This is a genomic window from Nitrospirota bacterium, from assembly GCA_016219645.1.
Classification (GTDB): Bacteria; Nitrospirota; Nitrospiria; order Nitrospirales; family Nitrospiraceae; genus Palsa-1315.
On sequence record JACRLR010000016.1, the window covers coordinates 445130 to 464642 of the forward strand.

Here is a 19513-nt window from a genome sequence, read left to right on the forward strand (position 1 = left end):
GAAGAGCGATGCGTGAACTGTTCATGCGCAGTCGGTCTTATCGCTGGAGTTTTCCGGCTGCAGTTGCATGCTTCGTCCTGTTGGGTGGAGCGGATCAGTTGCTGTTCGCTGCGGGGGCCTCATCTGTTCCGAAAGAAATCCAGGAAGCGTTTGATACACAACAGTACGCACAGGTGCTTGAGCGATTGGGCAAGTTGGGGAAGGAGCAGGGTATGGCTCCGGACCTTCACCGGCTGAAGATTCGCTCATTGCTCAAGCTCGGGAATCCCAAGGATGCGCTCGGTGAGTACGACAAACTGGAACGCTCACTCAAGCAAGATGATCTCCCCCTCCTTCGAGAGGTGGCATTGGGGTTCATCGTCGTATTGGTGAAGGACATGCGTGAACAAATGCGCGGAGCTGCCTACACGGCACTCAAGGAAGTAGACGGTGACGACATGATTCCCTATTTTGAAGATGGCTTGAGCGATGGGTCGGGGCCAGTCCGTGCGCTCGCCGTTGAAGGGCTCGGCCGATCAGAAATGGGAAGGAAGTCGGCAAGATTGCGTACAGCGATTGAGGATCAAGCAGGGTTGGTGAAGGCGCGCGTAGTGAAAACGCTCGGAAAAACTGGGGATCCAGGAGTGATGCCGTTAGTCGAGGCGGCGACAAAGGACGAACTCACCACGGTTCGTATCGCGGCGTACGGCGCACTGATCAGGCTTGGCAAGAAAGAGGTTTGGGCCGAACTGCAGAAGGCCGCTGCCTCGCTCAACCCAGAGGATCGCGCTGATGCGATTCGCACGATGGCCGAGTTGAAAGACCATCGAGGCGCCCCCGTCATGATGGAGGCCTTGACTTACAAACAACCCTCCGTTCGTGGCGCTGCAGCCAGAGGGCTCGGGCATCTTGGATACACAGAGGCGAGAGGATCGATTGAGCAGTTATTGAAAGATCCTGTGCCCGCCGTTCGTGAGTCTGCGGTGACAGGGTTGGCGGAATTGGGAGGATCGGAATCGGTTTCCGCACTGAACAAGGCACTCAGCGATGGGAGCCATACCGTGCGCGCTTCGGCAGTTGCCGCGTTACTTCAACTCGGCCAGCCTTACTCAACGGTGGCCGCTACGGCGCAATCGCTGGCGCAACAAAACGATATGGCTATGCGTGCGTCTGTAGCCTATGCCCTTGGGAAGGCGACGGGAGCCAATACGCCTGGGGCGGTGTCCCTCTTAACCAGCTTGACAGCGGATCCGCTTCCCGGTCCAAAAATTGTAGCCCTTCGATCCCTCGGGCATGTGGGGGATCGTGAGCTTCTTCCCCTCCTGAAGGACGCGCTCCACGATGCGAATGATGCCGTGCGGGCCACCGCGGCAGGGGCACTGCTGCATCTCGTTCAACAGAAAAAATAGCCCTGCCTTAGCGGGCATTCGACAACAGGAGCGGCGCATAGGGGACTTCTATATCTTCTCGCAAGATGATAGAGGGGAACGGGTTACGGCGAGAGAGAGCATGCGCCCAACATACATAATGGAATGTCTCTCTGGCTTTAGGACAGAGGAAAGCCGGCATGGCGTTATGGTAGGATTTCCCGCCATGCGTCAGACCGGTCTCGTGTTCTGGGTTGCGTGCTGCCTGCTGTTTACTGCCTTGCCGGCCTGGGCGTTGGAGTTTACTGCCGATCAAGTGACGAAGATCGATGGCCGCATCCACAAGGCCAACATTTATTATCGCGATCAGATGTGGCGTATCGAGCACCATTCATCGGGCCCAGTCAATGTCAGTATCGTTCGGAAGGACAAGCAGGTCGTGTGGTTACTGCTCTCGCGGATGAAGCACTTCAAAACGATGCCCTATAGTCCGGAGCACGATCTCAGGGTGAGTGAAAAGCTGGACGGAGAAGTGTCGAGGCAGGAGATTGGAACAGAAGTGCGTGAAGGCCATCCGACGATTCTCTACGAAGTCGCGACGAAGCAAGGGGAACAGGTCGAGGAGTACTACCAGTGGATCGCGACGGATATCCATTTCCCGATGAAGTTGGCGAGGAAAGATGGGAGTTGGATCGTGGAGTACCAGCATGTGAAGCTGCGGTCGGTTTCAGACTATCTCTTCAACCTGCCGGTCAACTTTCAGCCGTTGGAAGACTTCAAAAAACAAGAAGAGCCGGAGCCCGCCGGGCCCGGGCTGTCACGTAACTAAGGAGGCTGGATTGTGAAAGTGCTCGGAATCATCGCGGGCGTTGTGGTAACGGGATTGATGGTCATAGGCGGCGCGGTTCACGCATTGGACGTGGCTGACGTCGTCCGGGAATGGACCCCTGAAGGGAAGAAACTTGCCGCCGAAAGGGTGAAACTGCCGGCTCACGACGAGATGGTCCTTATTCCGGCCGGTTCGTTCACCATGGGGAGCGACAGGAAGATAGACCGCAATGCCTATCCCGCAGAGTTTCCCCAACGGAAGGTCTATCTGGACGCCTACGAGATCGACAAATTCGAAGTGACCACCGTGCAATTTCTGAAGTTCATCCTCGCGAAGGATCTGCCGCCCCTCATCGACTGGCAGTATGACGGTGGTAATTTCCAGGAGACCATGGTCAATCATCCTGTGATGCACGTGTCGTGGGCCGATGCCGATGCCTACTGCGCGTGGGCGGGCAAACGGCTTCCGACCGAAGCTGAGTGGGAGAAGGCGGCGCGTGGGGAAGATGGGCGGATTTATCCCTGGGGCAATCAGCCGGCAGGCCTCTCGCGTTCGAACTTCGGCCGGACCGGTTTGTCTGGTCCGGTACGCGATCGTCCCGAACGGCTCTTGCTCTATCCACCGATCATTTCTGTGGATAAATACGACAACGCGGTGAGTCCATTCGGCTTGTTCCAGATGGCGGGTAACGTGGCCGAATGGGTGGCCGACTGGTATGACCCCAAGTACTACGCAACCGCGCCGGATAAGAATCCCAAGGGGCCGGAGCAGGGAACGCAGCGGAGCTTCCGTGGCGGTGGTTGGATCGACAGCACGCCGAGTGTGCGGACCGCTCAACGGAACGGGACTGATCCCAGTACCAAGATGAACTGGATGGGTTTCCGCTGCGCGCGGGATGTGAAAGACGCAACGGGTTTGCAAGGCTGAAACGCTGTACCAGGAGGATTCATCTTCATGCCCGGCCACGTCACACAATTGACTCGAACCAAGCCTGTGCCTTGCCTCATCGCCGGACCCCTGCTTGCGTTGGCTCTCATGAGCCTCATCCCGGCCTCGCTCTCCGGGGCACAAGGAGGCAAGACGGAAGTGTTCCCGGTGCAGAAAGCTGCGCCGGCAGCGGTCTTTATCGAGGCACCGGGAAGCGAAACCGATTTGCGGCGTCAATTGCGGACCAAAAACGGGGTATCTCAACTCAGTTCCTCTACCTCGGTGATCCGCTTCTCGGTCGCACCGACAGGAAGCTTTGGATTTATTCCTCCCAAACTTCTGGGAATGGCCTTGATCACGCAAAGCCCGGATCTCCCCATCGAACAGGTACCGCCCATCTCCAATGCGTTTGAGATTCATAAACTTGCCGATGGAAGTGGGATGCTGGTGGGATTTGTGGAGGCAAGCCTGAAGCCTCTATTGACGGCTAGTGAGCGGCCAAAGAATGTCAGACTTGAACTTTATTCCAGTCCCTCAGACAAGGCGCCGCACATCGTTGCGGTGCCTTTGGTCAAACTGGTTGTCGATCGGATGCCGATCCGGCTCAATCCGAAAGACCCAGGCAGCGCTGTTCTGCTCGATATGGATTTGCAGGGCACTGCCAATCGAACTTCGTCTCAAACTGGCCCCTAGCGGGATGCGTGGGAAAAATTGCTCTCGCGAAATTGGAACGATTCTTCGGTGAGGCCAAATCAAGCCGCGTGGAGGAAATTGAGACTAAGTTACTCGAGAGATCCTATGATGAGGACATGGTTTCCCGTGGTCTAATCCTGCCGGCTATCCATAGGCTTCTGCTTCATTTCCTTGTTCCTAATCTTCCGATCTGCCCATTTTTGCCCCAGATTCCAATAAAAATCGTCCAAGAAATTAGACAGTCTATCCGATTGAAATTCCAGCACTGATTATTTTATGCTGCTCATGACTGTCTAGTTTTGTGGAAATATACTCATCGCACGTCTATCGGTTTCATCCGGCTCTCGATCGCAAATTGCTAGGACTGATGCGGGGCAACCAGCGATTCCTTTCGGTATCTGGACCTGGGCATGTAAGTTGCGGAGGCGTATGATCGCTGGTGAAGGTCTGGGTGATTAGGACCGGCCTCCGAATGACCCTCTCCTCCGCAAGGAGGAAGCCTTCACCAGCTCTTAACACAGAGTGCTGATTTGGTCATTGAAGAGTGCTTTGTTGAGAAGGGCCGGTTGAGATATCCGGGAGCCAACCACTCAGTGAATAAAATAAATGGTCTGTTCAATCCTTAAAAAGGGAGGCCGAGATATGAGATCTTTTCTGGTTCACCCACGACGTCAGCGGCGGCGCAGCAGCCTGTCGCTGATCTTGCTGAGTGTCTTATTGGCGGGCAGCTTGGTCGTGACACCATGGCTGTTTGCCGCAAGTCAAGGTGAGTCGTCGCATGAAGGCCATGCGACACCAGTCGCACTGCCAGGCTGGACGCAGCAATTGAAGGGGCAGACCATCCTGGAGGATACGATCGAAGGGCGGCCTGACCGTTCGGGAAAAATGGAGGTGCAGCACCATCGCCTGATGGAGAAGCTCGAACAGCAGGCCCAGAAGGATGCCAAGGCGCAGCAGACATCTGGAGCGTTCAACGAGATGTCGATGATGCATCAATACATGGGCCAGGATGGCAGCAGCTTCCTGCTCATGTCGGATGGGTCCAAAGGCGAGCCTGTGATGACTTCCGGGGGGAAGTGCCCAGCCGGTGTGCCGGTTAAGCAATACGATGTTTCGATGATCAATATCGAGATCACGCTGAACCGCTGGCTCGATTTCTATCCCGGTTATATGTATGCGTTGACCCAGGATCTCGACAAGGTCCGCAGTGAGGAGGCGAAGAACAGGGAGGCTCGCGAAAAGGACGGCTTCGATCCAGGGGCGGTGACCACGGGATTGCAGGGCGACATGATTCAACCCTTGGTGCTGCGCGCCAACCAGGGCGATTGTGTGAAAATGACGCTTCGCAACCAGATGGAGAGCGAGGACGGCAGCCTGTTTATCAGCGCCTCCAGCATGATCGTGAGTGCCACAGGCAAGCCGGCCACGACGACGAACCCCGAGTCCATTGTGGCTCCGGGTAAGGCGCAGGAGTTCGAGTGGTACATCCACCCGCAGATGCAGGAGGGGGTCCGTCAGTTTCACTCCTACAGTCATGACCGTGAGCTGACCGTGTTGGGTCTCTTCGGTGCCTTCATCGTAGAGCCAAAGGGCTCGAAGTATCTCAATGCACTCGGAAGTGGAGGCCCGGCGCCGGAGGCCAAGACCGGCTGGGAAGTAAATATTGATAACGGGTCAGGACCGGACTTCCGCGAATTCGTGCTCTTCTATCATGAGATCGGTGACGAAGCCTTCCGTCCGCTGAATAAGAAGGGCGATTTCTTACCCCAGCGCGATCCGTTGACAGATGCCTATCGCCCCGGTGGCCGGGCGATCAACTATCGTAGCGAGCCATTCGGAATCGATCAGATGCACCTGCAGCATGAGTATTTCGGGTTTGAAGACGAATCGATGGCCTATAGCTCCTATACATTCGGCGATACTCCGACCACGATAGCCCGTGGTTATTTGGGCGATCCGGTCAAGTGGCGGCTGGTTCATGGCGGATCCGAAGTGTTCCACTCCCACCACCCTCATAGCGGTACGATCCGTTGGCAGAGGAGCCCACGCGCCGATCAGGAAGAACATTGGTATAAGGGGCAGGATGGGCCGGTAAAGTATCCGGTTGTCCGGACGAAGTCAGATCGCGTAGACGTGGAAGTGATCGGTCCGTCAGAAGCCTTGGATCTCGAACCGGAATGCGGCGGCGGGGGATGCCAACATTTAGCGGGGGAATTCCTGTATCACTGCCATGTTGCGCACCACTATGTGGCGGGCATGTGGGGGTATGGCCGGTTCTACAATACACTCCAAGTGGGTGCCGCACACACCGATAGCATGCCTGACCTTAGGGAGTTGCCGGATCGTCAGGGCCGGATGAAGCAGGGAGTCTCATCCGACAAGCTGATCGGGACGACGGTGGATTGGTTCGGGAAGGTCTTTAAGATTGTCGATAAGAGTCAGAAGACCAATTGGAAGTCCGATCCCGTCATCGTGAACATCAAGGATTGGGTCGAGATGTTTGTCCCGGCACAGGGGCAACCAGGTCACACGAACGATGAAAAGGGCCAGATCCTGGCCTACGATTCGACCGTGTGGGACTGGAAGTGGGATGGCAATATTGCCAGGGGTGAGCGGGAAAGTACCGCACAGAATCCAAAGTACCAATGGGCGGCTAAGTGGGATGATAGTACCAGACCTGCAATCCTGTTCGATGCGACGACAGGCAAGATGGCCTGGCCGCTCTTTAGGCCGCACTTCGGCAAGCGGGTGCCGTTCTCGGCCAATCATAACGGCGCTCCCTGGCTAGAACCGATTCACCAGGACGCCAATGGTGAACGGACATCAGAGCCGGCCATGCCGGGCGAGCAGGGCCGATGGAGTCTCTGTCCCGACAATGCCAACAAGAAGCATTACAACATCCACTTCGTCCGCATGCCGATCACCCTGGCGAAGGCGCAGGGGAAAGAGCCGGCCATGGTCGACAAGGATGGCTTGATCTACGTGCTTCACGAAGAAGAACGGTTGACCAGGGGGAACGACGATCTCAAGTTGCCCGCGGTCATCCGCGCCAACGTGTATGACTGTGTGGATCTGTTGCTGACCAGCGAATGGGACGACGACGATTACACGAATTTCCAGTCGTCCAAGATCAACATTCATCCCCACTTCTTCCAGTTCGACACGGGGAATTCGGACGGCGTGATCTCAGGGTTTGAGTATGAAATGTCGGTCCGGCCGTTCACCATGTGGGGAAAGAAGACCAAACACGGGTTGCCGGCCCCGATGGTCGCGAAGCTCGTAAGCGGTGCGAAGGCGGGCGCTGCGTCCATCAAGATTCAGATGGCGCCGGGTGCCACGCCGTTCCATGTCAATACTGAAGTGATGGTCGGCATGGATTGTTTGGAGAAGGGCAACGATTCGACGGCTTCATTGCCGCGCGACAAGAGCTGCCAGGAAGTGGCTCGTATCAAGGAGATCAAGGGCGATCAGGTCACCTTCTTCAAGCCATTGAAGAACAATCACCCGGCGGGGGATCTGGTATCCCCGGAATTCGTCCGCTATCGGTGGTGGGTGGATGTGGATATGGGGACGGTGTTCTGGCACGACCATGCATTCGGCGCGACGACCTGGCCGCATGGGGGGTTCGGCGTGACGATCGTGGAACCTTTCGGGTCCACCTATCACGATCCGAAGAACGGCAAGTTGGTGTACAGCGGTCCCATCGCTGACATTCACAGCAATGAGCCGATCGGGGCCGGCGTGAGCGGGAGTTTCCGTGAATTAATGGTGTCGATCCACGACACCGTTCCGCATACGGTGAACACCATTGAGGCGGGAAACCCGCCTGGGCAGCCCATCGAAGTGGCATTGGAAGCCGGTAAGACCGTGTCCTTCCAAATGCCGGAAAAGATCCTGGCGGCGCCGAACAAGTATATTAACGGCGGGACGCACACGACCGGCAGCGGCTTCAATTTCCGCGCGGCGCCGTTTGCACAGCGCCTGTCCAACAATCCGGATACGTCGAAGTTGTTCAGCAGCGCGATCCATGGCGATCCTGGTACGCCGCTCTTGCGTGCCTACACAGGGGACACTATGGTGTTTCGTCTGTTGCATCAGCTGATGAACGAATCCCATGTCTGGACCATTTCAGGCCATACCTTCCTGACGGAACGGTATGCGGCAGATGCCAATCGGAAGAACTCGATTCACGTCGGGATCGCCGAGCGGTATGACCTCGTCAGCAAAGCCGGAGGATTCCAGGGCATGCCGGGCGACTACATCCACTTCAACGGACGAACGTCGCACTTCGCCGAAGGGGGATGGGGTATCATCCGCGTGCTCGACAAGGAAACGGCGGATCTGAAACCGCTGCCCAAGGGGACCAATCCTCTGGGGATTCCTGCGACACCGAGTTCCGTCTGTCCGTCAGATGCTCCGGTGAAGAACTTCAACGTTGTGTCGTTGGACCGTCCGATGAAGCTCCATCCGAAGGCACCGGATGTGATCGAGGTGGACTTTGAGCGCAAGATCGAAATGACGATGCCGGAAGGGAAGATCTACGCGCTTGCAGAGGAAGCGACCACGGTAGCGGGCAATGTGATGCCGAATCCGCTCACGTTGCGCGCCAATCTAGGCGATTGCATCAAGGTCAATTTGAAGAACAAGATGAAGGCGAGCCGGGCATCCTTCTTTGCACCGGGCCTGGCCTTCGATCCAAAAGATAGCCAGGGCCTGAATGTCGGGAACAATCCGGGCGATCAGACGATTGCGCCAGGCGAAAGCCGCACATACACCTACTACGCCCATCCGGCGAACAAGGAGACGACGTCGCTGGTGTGGGACGGTGGGAACGTGGTTGTTAATCCACGGAACGGATTGTACGGTGCGGTCATCATCGGCCCGAAGGGTTCCCAGTATCGGGACCCTGTCACAGGGGCCGATATCTCACAGAAGAACTCATGGCGCGCCGACGTGATCGTCGATGCCAGCTTGCCGGAGAACGTCGGGAAGCGGAACTACCGAGATGTGGCCCTCTTCTTCCAGGATGAGGACAACATCATCGGGACCGCATTCATGCCCTATGTGCAAAATGTGGCTGGGCTCACGTCGGTCAATTACCGTGCGGAACCATACAAGTTCCGTGAGGAGCAGGGCTGCTCGCTGGGCAAGATCTTCCAGCCCTGCGTGGTGGACAAGCCTGAAGACCCGGTTACGCCTCTGATCGAGGCGCATGCCGGTGACCCGATCCGTATCCACGTGATCGGCGCCAACAGTGAACAGAACGGGATGTTCGGGGTTGAAGGTCATGAGTGGCCGATCGAGCCCTACATGCCGGGTGCTGACCAGATCAGTGTGGTGGAGTATGCCGGATCCGAGATCCTTGATGTCTTCATCCGTGGCGGCGCGGGCGGCCCGTATCGTCAGGTGGGAGACTTCGTGTGGTCCAATGCGCGGCTGCCCTACACGCAGTCAGGACAATGGGGCTACCTCCGTGTGTTGCCGGTCGGCGATTCACGAATCCAACCGCTGGGGACCCAGGGAACGGGCGCCAAGCGAGTGGAGCTGAAACCGGAGCCCCAAGCGATTCCGACGGCGATGAAGTAGTGAGCTGGGGAGGTGCGGGATGCTGTTCGCTCCCGCGCCTCCCGGATCGACCCTTCCGGACTCAGCCGAGCGGAAGCCTTCTGGAATTCTCTCGGCCCTGGTCTTCGACCATGGTGCCTCGGTCAGTTCCAGTTTTCCTTCTCGGCTGAATCGCGGTGGGGCCCCGCTCCTCCGGCGCAGGTCGCGAAGCAGCATTCCGCACCTCCCCTGTGGAGTGTGAGCGGAAAAAGACAAGAGTCGTGATCGCAAGGGGGATCTGCGCGTGATGCGTGGCTCCCCCTTCGTGTTATTGAAGTGCTGAGTGCCGAGATAAAACTGAATTCGAAAACTCAGCACCTAGCATTCAGAGGAGGCTGGAGGGGAAAATGGCACTGATACACAATTTGTGGCGGGACTTCGGCATTCCTCATCATGTCCCAGTCTCCCGGTCTGATACGGCACTATCGAAGGGAGGGGTCATGTCATCTCGTAAGTGGCTTGTAGGAGGATTGTGCGTTCCGCTGTGCGTGATACTGGGTTGGGGAGCCGGGTTTGCCGGCAAGGAGTCGGCCGGCAGTGTCCCGCTGGAAACGGTCGTGGATTATATCCATTCAGTGCTGGAGGCTGACCGGACGTTTTATACCGTCCACGTTGTGGAGCGGATGCAGAGGAGAGGGGTGATCGAATCGTCGGAGCAGTGGCGTTCGGCGAACGCACTCCCGCTTCCGGCCCAATTCTTTCAGGAGTCGTCGAGTCTGGCGGCGCTGACGGGAGCACAGGTGCAGTACCGGTTGATCAGCCTCCATCCCATCAACAAACAAAGCGGGCCTCAAACAGAATTCGAGCGCAAGGCGCTTGAGGCGGTCATGGCGCATCCCGAGCAGCCGTATAAAGGCCTGGTCAGGGAGGGGGGCACTCGATACTTCCAAGCCGTGTATGCGGACCTAGCTGTCTCGCCCGTCTGTGTGAACTGTCATAACGCCGACGCGCGCAGTTCAAAGCATGACTACAAACTCCGCGATGTGCTGGGCGCGGTCCTGATCTCTATTCCGGCTCCTGAGTGACTGGATTATTCCTCGCCGCCGTGCCGCGAGTGAGTCGTGGATATCTTCTGTGACCGTTGCGCCTCGTCTCAGAGGGGGAAGCTGTGTTATCCTGTGAACGAAATCGTCTCAACGCGAGGGAGAGGCTGGCTCGCTCCGGTGGTCGATTGAGCAATTTCCATAGTCGAACATCTAGAGGACTCAGGCTGAGGTCCTGATTGAGAACGAGGAGGATCTATATGCGGTATGTCATGACAGTAGCGTTGTTAGCCGCGATCGGTTTAGGAGGGCCGGCTTGGGGTTATGAAGAAATTACCGTCACGGAAGGTGGATCCCTCGTCGGCACTGTGACGCTCGACGGCCACGTGCCCAAACCAAAGGGCTACAATCTCACAACCTTGCCGGACCAATTCTACTGCGGCCGCATTTCTGACGGGCAAGGCTGGCGCATCCTACAACCGTTCCAGGTCGGGCCGGCGGGCGAGTTTCGCGATGTGGTGGTGTACCTGGAAGGGATCGACAAAGGCAAACCCTTCGTGGAAAAGACCGTGCCGCAAATCGAAGCGAGAGACTGCCTCTTCCTCCCGTTCACGACCGTCGTGCGGGATGATCAATCGGTGACGGTGATCAACATGGACCCCGTCATGCACGACATTCAGGCCTATGAAACCTCGCATTTGGGCGCGCGGGTGCTGTTCAACGTGCCGCTGCCGATGAATCCGCAGCACCCGCGTAACTTCAAGGATCGCAGCGACGCCGGGCTGTACCACAAACATATGGCCGGCCCGCCGATGAAGCAATTGGTCAATCTCAGCAAGGGCCGCCGGATTTTCGTTATGCAATGCGGTTTCCATGCGTACATGGAAAGCTGGGGTGTGGCCATCATGAATCCGTACTTTGCCAAGACGGACGAGCAAGGCCGGTTCACCATGACCGATGTGCCGCCCGGCACCTATAAGCTGGTCGTCTGGCATCCCTATGTCCGCACCACGATCGAGCAAACCGTCACGATCGCGCCGAAGGGAACAACAGAGGCGAATCTTGTCGTCCCGGCTCCTACAGGGAGGCTCTATGCCAACGAGGTGTTGGACCACGCGTATGTCCGCTACAACGTGCTCGAGGAAACGAAGAAAGAAATCGATCCGATGATCCAGAAACAGGATCGCTGAACACGGGCGTCTTTAAGCCAATCAGATGGTCGAGAATCCGTACGTGCGCTATACGATCACGCAGGATGTGCAGAGCCAGATCGTTCCGACGCTAGAGAAGGAAACGTACTAATAAACATGAGGCAGTGGGGTGGATTCTGTGAGAAGCGGTGTCGGGTCGTTCTGTATTTGCTCGCCTATTGCCTTTCGCCTCTAGCCTCTTGCCCAGGTGAGGCGCACGCCGATCATTTGAGTCCTAAGCACGACCCCTGGGCGCAGCCCTGGGAGTTGGAACGGTTGGCGTTACTGGATGTTCCCGAGGGTATGGTTCCTGTGCCGGGAGGGCCATTCTTGATGGGCAGCGATCCTAAGGTGGATCGCGCAGCCGGGCCTCAGGAACTACCGCAGCGGCCTGTCTCCCTCGATGCTTTTGAGATCGATCAGTATGAAGTTACCAACGTCCATTATCTTCGATTCGTGTTGGCCACAGGTGCGGCCTGGCCGCCGTTTTGGATGCAGGACCCGTTTCTCGAAAAGATGGCCTCACATCCGGTCATCGGGGTGACGTGGGAAGAAGCCAATGCCTATTGCCAGTGGGTGGGGAAACGACTTCCGACTGAAGCGGAATGGGAGAAAGCAGCGCGCGGAGTGGACGGACGGGTCTTTCCATGGGGCAACGAACCAGCCGGGTGGATGAAAAGCAATATCGCGCATCCAGGCTCGAAACGCGGGTTCAAATATCCACCGCTGGCCAATGTGAATCGGTACGACAAGGGCGTGAGCCCCTATGGCGTTTATCAAATGGCCGGCAACGTCAGTGAATGGGTCGCGGATTGGTTCGACCCAGAGTATTACCAGCGTAGCCTGCCGGATAATCCAACGGGGCCGGCAGTGGGAGAGCTCAAAGTCTTTCGCGGTGGTTCCTGGAATGAAGACCCGGAGGTCGCGCGATCCGCGGGACGAAATGCCGGCACGCCGGATCGGAAAAGCTATTTAACAGGGTTTCGATGCGCGAAATCAGCATTGGACAAGGGGCTAGAGGCTAAAGACGAGGGGTTCGAGCCTGCCTCCCTCTCGCCTCGCGCCGTTAGATTGGACAACTAAGGAGGCCGGATCATGAAGAGGCTGCGAATGGATATACTGACAATAGTCATTCGTGCGGTGAAGGCGACCGTCGTCGTGGCGATGGCTTTGGTGACTGCGAACGTCGCCTGGGGCCTCGATGTTCAGGACATTACGATGGAATGGACGGAGGAAGGGAGGAAGATTGCTGAAGAGCGTGTGGCCAAGTGGAAGGCCAAGGACGACATGGTCCTAGTGCCGGCCGGTGAGTTTGAGATGGGCAGCGATAAGAAGACGGATCGATTGGCCTATCGGAGCGAGATTCCGCAGCGGCGCGTCTATCTGGATGCCTTTGAGATCGGCAAGTATGAAGTGACGGCGCTGGAGTATCTCAAGTTCGTGCTCGCCACGAACCGCTCGCCGCAGTTGGATTGGCGATATGACGGTGGAAATTTCCAGGAGGCGATGGCGCACCACCCCATCATGCACGTGTCATGGTATGACGCCGATGCCTACTGCACGTGGGCGGGAAAACGGCTTCCGACAGAAGCGGAATGGGAGAAAGCAGCGCGCGGAGTGGACGGGCGGCTCTTTCCCTGGGGCAAGGAATATGCTGGGCCGACCAGGGCGAATTTTGGGAGAACCGGCCTTTCAGGTCCGGTGCGGGATCGTCCGGAACGGCTGCTGCTCTACCCTCCGATCATTTCCGTCGACAAGTACGAGAACGCCGTGAGTCCATACGGGCTCTATCAGACGATCGGGAATGTCGCCGAATGGGTCGCGGATTGGTACGATCAGGACTATTACAAAACGGCGCCTGACCGGAATCCATTAGGTCCGGAGACCGGCACGCAGAAAGCGTTCCGTGGCGGCGGCTGGATGGACAGCACGACAACGATGCGGGTTGCCATGCGGAACGGGACTGATCCCAATACGAAGATCAACTGGATGGGATTCCGTTGCGCACGGGATGTGAATGACTCGGGTCAATCACAGGAGTCAAAGCCTCGGCAGACCAGCTTGCATTAACAAATGCGACGGAGAGCTGAGGTAGAAGCGGTAAATACCATGTTGAGGAATGTCAGTTCCAAGGGACCGAGGCAGAATCTCTAAAAGCCTGTCTTCCTCTGACGGACGCTATCCTCCTCCCAGTGTAACTGTGAATGTGAGGTCTGCATCCACTCGTCGAACCTTGACTGAGACACGCTGCCCAGGTGTCGTCCGTTCAATCAAGTAGTTCTTCAGTTGGGCCGCATCGAGAATTTCCTGGTCTTCGATCGCCAGCAAGATGTCGTGCTTTTGAATACCGGCCTCTTTCGCCGGATCTGCCACATCCTTGACGGCCATGCGCCATTTGGTCCCATCCTTCACTGAAGTCATGTGAATCCCCATTTTTGAGAATGTGAGCGACTTGCCTGTGAGGGCCGCATTCACAATCCGCTCGGCGAGAATTCCCGGAATGGCGAAGGTCATGCGGCTGCAATGGGCCTGGGTCTCTTCTTTTTCCGTCTGGATAATGGCGTGCATAATCCCGACTACGTCCCCGTGGGTATTGAACAGTCCACCTCCTGAGTTGCCGCTGCAGGCGGAGAGGTCTGCCTGGATCAAACGCGTCTCGACAGTTTGAAGGAAGGTATTCGTATTCCCAAGGCGGCCGAAGGCCATAGTGGGGCCCCAGCCAAGCGGATAACCGACGGTGAAAACCTCCATCCCAGGGGTGGCCTCGCCAGTGGCGAACGATGTCTCTGCCTGCAGTTTGGATCGATGTGCCTCGGCGATCCGGTAGATTACGACGTCCATGAATGAGCTGTCACCGACGAGGTCGGCGGGGAGCTCATGGAGATCGGCGGTGAGGATGCGAACATGCTTCCGGATCATAGTGCCGGTCGAGGGGTCGTGTTTCTCCGCAGCATGTCTGGCGGTAATGACGTAGCCGTCTCGCAGGTGAAAGCCGGTTCCTCGGATGACGATCTTCCCTGGTTTCTCCGGCGTGCGCTGATCTTGGGTATCCTCCAGAATGCCGACTGTGGCTTGTTTGGCACGCAGAAATGTGTCCTGGCTGAGTGAAGTCGGCTCTGCACTGATCGGAGCCGTGAACATCGTGATGCCGGCAGCAACTACGAACGCCAATAGACGTGGAAAAGGTGAAGAGTAGACACGACGGGTGTCCATTAAAGATCCTTTCGAGCAAAGCCCGTGTAAGGTTACGTTCTCCTATAGTTCGGGTCGCACCCTTCGCCTGTTTACTTCGCGGCGTTCATCGCGCACCTAAAACCCGTTGATTCATTCCGAACCATCGGATCGCTGTCCACGCGGGTAAAGATTCGGACTGTCGGAGTCTCGTTTTGCCAGCCGGCTCCTCGAATGACTTTCTTTGTGCCTGTCTCCGGGCCGTTGGGGTTTTTCGCCGGACTCTTTTCATAGTAGCCGGCATCGTACCAATCATTGACCCATTCCCAGACATTGCCGGCCATATCGTAGGCGCCGAACGGGCTTTTCCCCGCTTCATAGCTTCCGACAGGCATGAGGGTCTTCTCGCCGATCCACCGTTGATTATAGTTGAGATGTTTGGCTGTGGGCTCCACATTGCCCCAGGGAAATCGCCGATCAGCAGTTCCCTTAGCTGCCTTTTCCCATTCGGCTTCGGTCGGGAGTCGTTTGTCCGCCCATTTGCAGTAGGCCTCGGCATCAAACCAGTCCACATTGATGACGGGCCTGTCGGTCAGTGAGTCTGCGATGGAGATTCCTTCCCAGAGGTTTCGCGTCGCGTTCTTAGGATTTTGTGGGACACGGTGGCCGGTGGTCTTCACGAACTCCAAATAGCGGCCGTTTGTGACCTCAAATTTATCTATAAAGAAGGTGTCCACAAACACGTCATGGCGGGGATATTCATCACGCCCACCATCCCGATCGCCTTGTGGAACACCCATCGGGAACGAGCCGGCCGGGACCTCGACCATGGGCGCACCATCTTTAGTCGTGGGTGGTGTGAGCAGGGCCTGAGGCGGTTGGTCAGCGGCGAAAAGCAGAGGTAGGTTGAACAGCACATAGAACACCGTCGAAACAAGCGGTGGCCAGACAGACATCGATGTAGACTCCTTCTTCAAGGTTGGGAACGAGAGTATCGTACCATAGAAAGAACGAACCCAAAACCCGGAAAGTAGGCCAAGGGTTGCTTGAAGAAATAGCTGGCGGCGTGGTCCTTGACCCTTCCCTGAGAACTAGCCCGCATTATTCATGACTCTTCTGCTGCAATCGCCGATCCGCTGTTGCGACACGCCGGCGGCCGGCGGGCTCGCCCCTTAGACCTTCGACGTACTGCATGAGTACGCCTCAGGTCCTCCGGGCTCCGCGCGCCGGTCTCACGACGCGGCTTGGCGATTTCGCCACGAACAGTCATGAATAATGCGGGCTAGACCACGCTATGCTGGAAAGCCGATGCCTCTGACAAATGATTCCATTGCGGCTGTTTGCCCTCGGAAGGCGAGGTGCTTTCTCGGAGGGAACAGCGTATTCTGCTGACGCCTCCTCGATGTGAGCACGGAGGAGGCCTCGGAAATTGAAGGAAGCCTCTTTCTGGAAATCAACAAGGCCGTGACCTCCTCCAGTGAGACCTGATGCGACACAGGTTTATTTGGCGTGCAATCACTCTCTCCCTCCTGATCATCATGGGAAGCCTACAGGACGCAGGGGCTGGGTCGAGGCCATCACCGGAACTGGCCCGCCATTTGACCAGGATCGCGGGGTTGGCCAAGTCGTCACCGTTGGTGACCATCCCAGCCGGTCCGTTCTTGCTCGGCAGCAAGCGAGTGGACGACGATCCCTATGGGAACTGGACACAGTTCGACGACACTGAACTTCCCCAACATCGAGTCTGGCTGGACACCTACGTGATGGATCGCGATGAAGTGAGCCTTGGGGAATACCTGGCATTCTTACAACAGCGAAAGCTCCATCCGTCGGACGAACTGCAGAAACTGATCTGGCACGTCATCACAATCCACTCTGTCGAGGACCAGACCCTCAGCCGGTGGCCCGCGCTCTATGTCACATGGGCCGAGGCGAAAGACTTCTGCGTGGCAAAGAGTGCAAGGCTTCCAACTGAAGCGGAATGGGAAAAAGCAGCGCGGGGGTCCGAAGGCGGCCTATTCCCCTGGGGTACAACCGCTCCCAACCCCACCGTCTCCATGTTCGGCCAGCACCACGTCCATGAGATCCCCATTCTCGCGGCAGTGGATTCGCATGAGGCCGGCAAGAGCCCCTATGGTCTCCATCACATGGCGGGAAATGTCGCCGAATGGGTCCAAGATTGGTTCGGGCCCGATTACTATGCGTATATGCCGGAGCGCAATCCACCGGGCCCGACCAGCGGGCGATACAAAAGTGTTCGCGGCGGCTCGTGGAAAAGTCACCAGGTCATGCTCCGAACGGCGACCCGTGGTGGCTCAGTGCCCGATCAACGTTTGGCTACAATCGGCTTCCGCTGTGCGAAATCACCTGTCCCTGATGACCAACCCTTCAGCGCAAAGTAGACCTTAGCTCGTGCCGCTGCACAGGAGTCAATGAAATTGCTTGGGTTGACCAGAGCAACAAATGGCCAGACTGGCAAGACGGGTTGAAGGCAGAAATGTTTGGAGCTTCGAGCTTTGTGTCGCGCATGGCTTGCTAAACGGGCATTTTCACCCTCTTGTTTGAGATTGACAGGATGCGGTAGGATTTTATATATATACTCGATCCTAGACTAGAATCCCCAGTTTGTCGTCGATCGAGCACACCAGAGAGGAGGCCGTTCCCTACCTTTCTCTCATCTGGCCGGTGGATAAAGGAAGGGAACAGCGAGCTAGTACTCGGATAATATCGTTAATCACAAGGAGGCAGTTATATGAAAAGTGCGCTATCAATCATGTTGGGTGTGGCAGCCGTCGCGTTCATCGCGGCGCCTTTCACCTCGTTTGCAGGTGGAACGATTGCCGGGAAGGTGACTTATGGGGGAAAGGCAGAACAGAAGGAATTCTTGTTCTCGAAGTTCCCCAACCCGGGTTTTTGTCCAAAGAACCCGCATAAGGAACTGATCGATGGAGATAAGCGGTTCCTCAAGCAGATTGAAGTCGGCAAGGATGGCGGCCTCAAGAACGCGGTCGTGGCCGTGGTCGACATCGAGGACAAGGCATTCATGGATGGGTATCAGGGCACTGAAGTGGTTGCAGAGTTCTGCGAGTTCATGCCCTTCGCCGGCGTGGTGGTGAACAACAAGTCTTTCAAGGTTGAGAACCATGATGCCGATCCGGATGATCCAAAGTCGGTGCAGGGTGTACTTCACAATCCGCATAGCTTTGTCGTGAAGGGCACCAGCTCAGCCACCGGTTTCAACATCGGTTTGGCCAAGAAGGGTGACAAGCTCGACAAGCCGGTGGTGTTTCGTGGCGGAGCGGAAAAGGATGGTTACTATCGGTTACAGTGCGACCAGCATGAGTTCATGCAGGGCTTCTATCTCCCTGTGTCGAATCCGCACTTTGCCGTGGTGAAGGACGATGGATCCTTCGAGATCAAGGATGTGCCGGCCGGCAAGCACAAGGTGGTGGCCTGGCATCCATTCGCTGCCAAGGGTAAGAAGGTGGAGTTCGAGGTCGATGTGGCAGATGGCGGAACCGCCAACCTCAAGGCTGAAATCAAGTAAGCCGACGTTTCCTAATTAGCGGGATAACCCGCAATCGAAGGGCAGCGGAGCAATCCGCTGCCCTTTGTGTTTTCCCACCGGACACAAGGTTTTTGCCGCCTTGCCTTTCAGTTTCCGATCTAGGTAAGATGCTGAGTTTCAAAGCGATTTGCTTAAGGGGCTTGGTGTGTCACGAGAGCTCTCGCTCGCAGAAGTCTTTCAGCTCGGGTATTACTGGGAGACGAAAATTTTGCTCACGGCTGTCAGGCTGGATGTGTTTTCTGCCTTGGATGGGAAGCAGAAAACTCTCCCTGATTTGGCCGGTCGTCTTGGTGCCCATCGAGAGACACTGGGGCTGCTCTTGAATGCCCTTGTCGCGATGCGGCTGTTGAAGAAGGATGGAGATTGTTACGAAAACGCGGTGGTTGCAGCCACCCATCTGGTCCGCAGTTCTGCTCAGTATGTCGGGCATCTCCTCCTCCTTCACGATGCGGAATGGGACAACTGGGGCAAACTGGAACAGACGATTCGTACGGGAAAGCGGTTAGTCGACCGGCACGTGTTCGAGACCGATCCTGATTTAGGCAGCAACGTGTTGGCAGTACTCCATCGGATTGGACAGCAGAGCGGGCCGGATCTTGCCAAGCGGCTGCAACTGAGTGGGCCGGTTCGATTTCTGGACCTGGGAGGCGGGGCCGGGACGAACGCGATTGCCTTTTGCCGGACCTATCCGGAGCTGAGCGCCACGGTGTTCGATTTGCCTGCGACGCTCCAACTCACGGAACGAACGGTCAAAGAGGCTGGGTTAGAATCGAGAATTGCGTTGCTCCCTGGCGATTTTAACAAGGATGGGCTGGGTGGACCCTACGATGTCGCCCTGATGTCAGACATCCTGCACTATCAAGATTTTTCGACGAACGCATCCTTGGTCAAGCGGGTCTGGGCCCATTTGGCGCCAGGCGGCCGGTTGGTCATCAAGGATCGATTCTTAAATGAGGCAGGAACCGGCCCAGCCTGGACAACCGCATTTGCAGTCCACATTCTGGTGAATACAGAACAGGGTGGTTGCTACAAGGCAGCAGATGCCATTCAGTGGATGGGGGACGCCGGCTTTGCAGGCGTTACGGAGCTGGAGCCTTCCGCGGTTGTGCAGGGCGTAAAGGGTTATGAAGCCTGAGAATCGGATGGTTGTTTTGGTTTGTTTCGTTTGTTTGGTTGTCGGAGCTAACCAAACAAACCAAATG

General features: G+C 56.8%; 13 protein-coding genes and 1 pseudogene. 12 read left to right on the forward strand and 2 right to left on the reverse strand.

Annotated features, from left to right (window positions below):
* Positions 1-8: 8 nt before the first annotated feature.
* From HZB34_06490 to HZB34_06530, 9 genes and pseudogenes are all read left to right on the forward strand, one after another.
* Positions 9-1388 (forward strand): HEAT repeat domain-containing protein, encoded by a 1380-nt coding sequence (locus tag HZB34_06490; GenBank protein ID MBI5315602.1) that lies wholly within the window; start codon positions 9-11, stop codon positions 1386-1388.
* Between the two features lie 184 nt (positions 1389-1572).
* On the forward strand, positions 1573-2175 hold the full coding sequence (locus HZB34_06495; GenBank protein ID MBI5315603.1) for a hypothetical protein: 603 nt from the start codon (positions 1573-1575) through the stop codon (positions 2173-2175).
* 57 nt (positions 2176-2232) lie between these two features.
* Complete coding sequence (locus HZB34_06500) at positions 2233-3102, forward strand: formylglycine-generating enzyme family protein (protein ID MBI5315604.1); 870 nt, start codon at positions 2233-2235, stop codon at positions 3100-3102.
* Positions 3103-3129: 27 nt separating this feature from the next.
* A complete protein-coding gene (locus tag HZB34_06505; GenBank protein ID MBI5315605.1) occupies positions 3130-3795 on the forward strand; it encodes a hypothetical protein in 666 nt (221 codons plus the stop codon).
* Between the two features lie 642 nt (positions 3796-4437).
* Positions 4438-9381: a hypothetical protein gene (locus HZB34_06510; GenBank protein MBI5315606.1), complete on the forward strand. Its 4944-nt coding sequence runs from the start codon at positions 4438-4440 to the stop codon at positions 9379-9381.
* 458 nt (positions 9382-9839) lie between these two features.
* Positions 9840-10424 carry a DUF3365 domain-containing protein gene (locus HZB34_06515; GenBank protein ID MBI5315607.1) on the forward strand — a complete coding sequence of 195 codons (585 nt, stop codon included), beginning with the start codon at positions 9840-9842 and terminating at the stop codon, positions 10422-10424.
* A 218-nt stretch (positions 10425-10642) separates the two neighbouring features.
* Positions 10643-11572 (forward strand): carboxypeptidase regulatory-like domain-containing protein, encoded by a 930-nt coding sequence (locus HZB34_06520; GenBank protein ID MBI5315608.1) that lies wholly within the window; start codon positions 10643-10645, stop codon positions 11570-11572.
* A 228-nt stretch (positions 11573-11800) separates the two neighbouring features.
* Entirely contained in the window at positions 11801-12655 is an 855-nt protein-coding gene (locus HZB34_06525; protein MBI5315609.1) for an SUMF1/EgtB/PvdO family nonheme iron enzyme, read from the forward strand.
* 114 nt (positions 12656-12769) lie between these two features.
* A pseudogene (locus tag HZB34_06530) lies at positions 12770-13642 on the forward strand (SUMF1/EgtB/PvdO family nonheme iron enzyme).
* A 108-nt stretch (positions 13643-13750) separates the two neighbouring features.
* On the opposite strand, the gene HZB34_06535 reads toward HZB34_06530, so the two are convergent.
* Together HZB34_06535 and HZB34_06540 are read right to left on the reverse strand one after the other, a co-directional pair.
* Positions 13751-14785, reverse strand: coding sequence for a serine protease (locus HZB34_06535; GenBank protein MBI5315610.1), 1035 nt, complete (start codon positions 14783-14785; stop codon positions 13751-13753).
* A 71-nt stretch (positions 14786-14856) separates the two neighbouring features.
* Entirely contained in the window at positions 14857-15699 is an 843-nt protein-coding gene (locus tag HZB34_06540) for a formylglycine-generating enzyme family protein (protein MBI5315611.1), read from the reverse strand.
* A gap of 531 nt (positions 15700-16230) precedes the next feature.
* On the opposite strand from HZB34_06540, the gene HZB34_06545 reads away from it, so the two are divergent.
* The 3 genes from HZB34_06545 to HZB34_06555 all read left to right on the forward strand — a co-directional run bounded on the left by HZB34_06545 (position 16231) and on the right by HZB34_06555 (position 19446).
* On the forward strand, positions 16231-17145 hold the full coding sequence (locus HZB34_06545; protein MBI5315612.1) for an SUMF1/EgtB/PvdO family nonheme iron enzyme: 915 nt from the start codon (positions 16231-16233) through the stop codon (positions 17143-17145).
* Between the two features lie 350 nt (positions 17146-17495).
* The gene (locus HZB34_06550; protein ID MBI5315613.1) at positions 17496-18290 is read left to right on the forward strand and encodes a hypothetical protein; all 795 of its coding nucleotides are present in this window, start codon (positions 17496-17498) and stop codon (positions 18288-18290) included.
* A 166-nt stretch (positions 18291-18456) separates the two neighbouring features.
* Positions 18457-19446 (forward strand): methyltransferase domain-containing protein, encoded by a 990-nt coding sequence (locus HZB34_06555; protein MBI5315614.1) that lies wholly within the window; start codon positions 18457-18459, stop codon positions 19444-19446.
* The last annotated feature ends 67 nt before the right edge of the window (positions 19447-19513 follow it).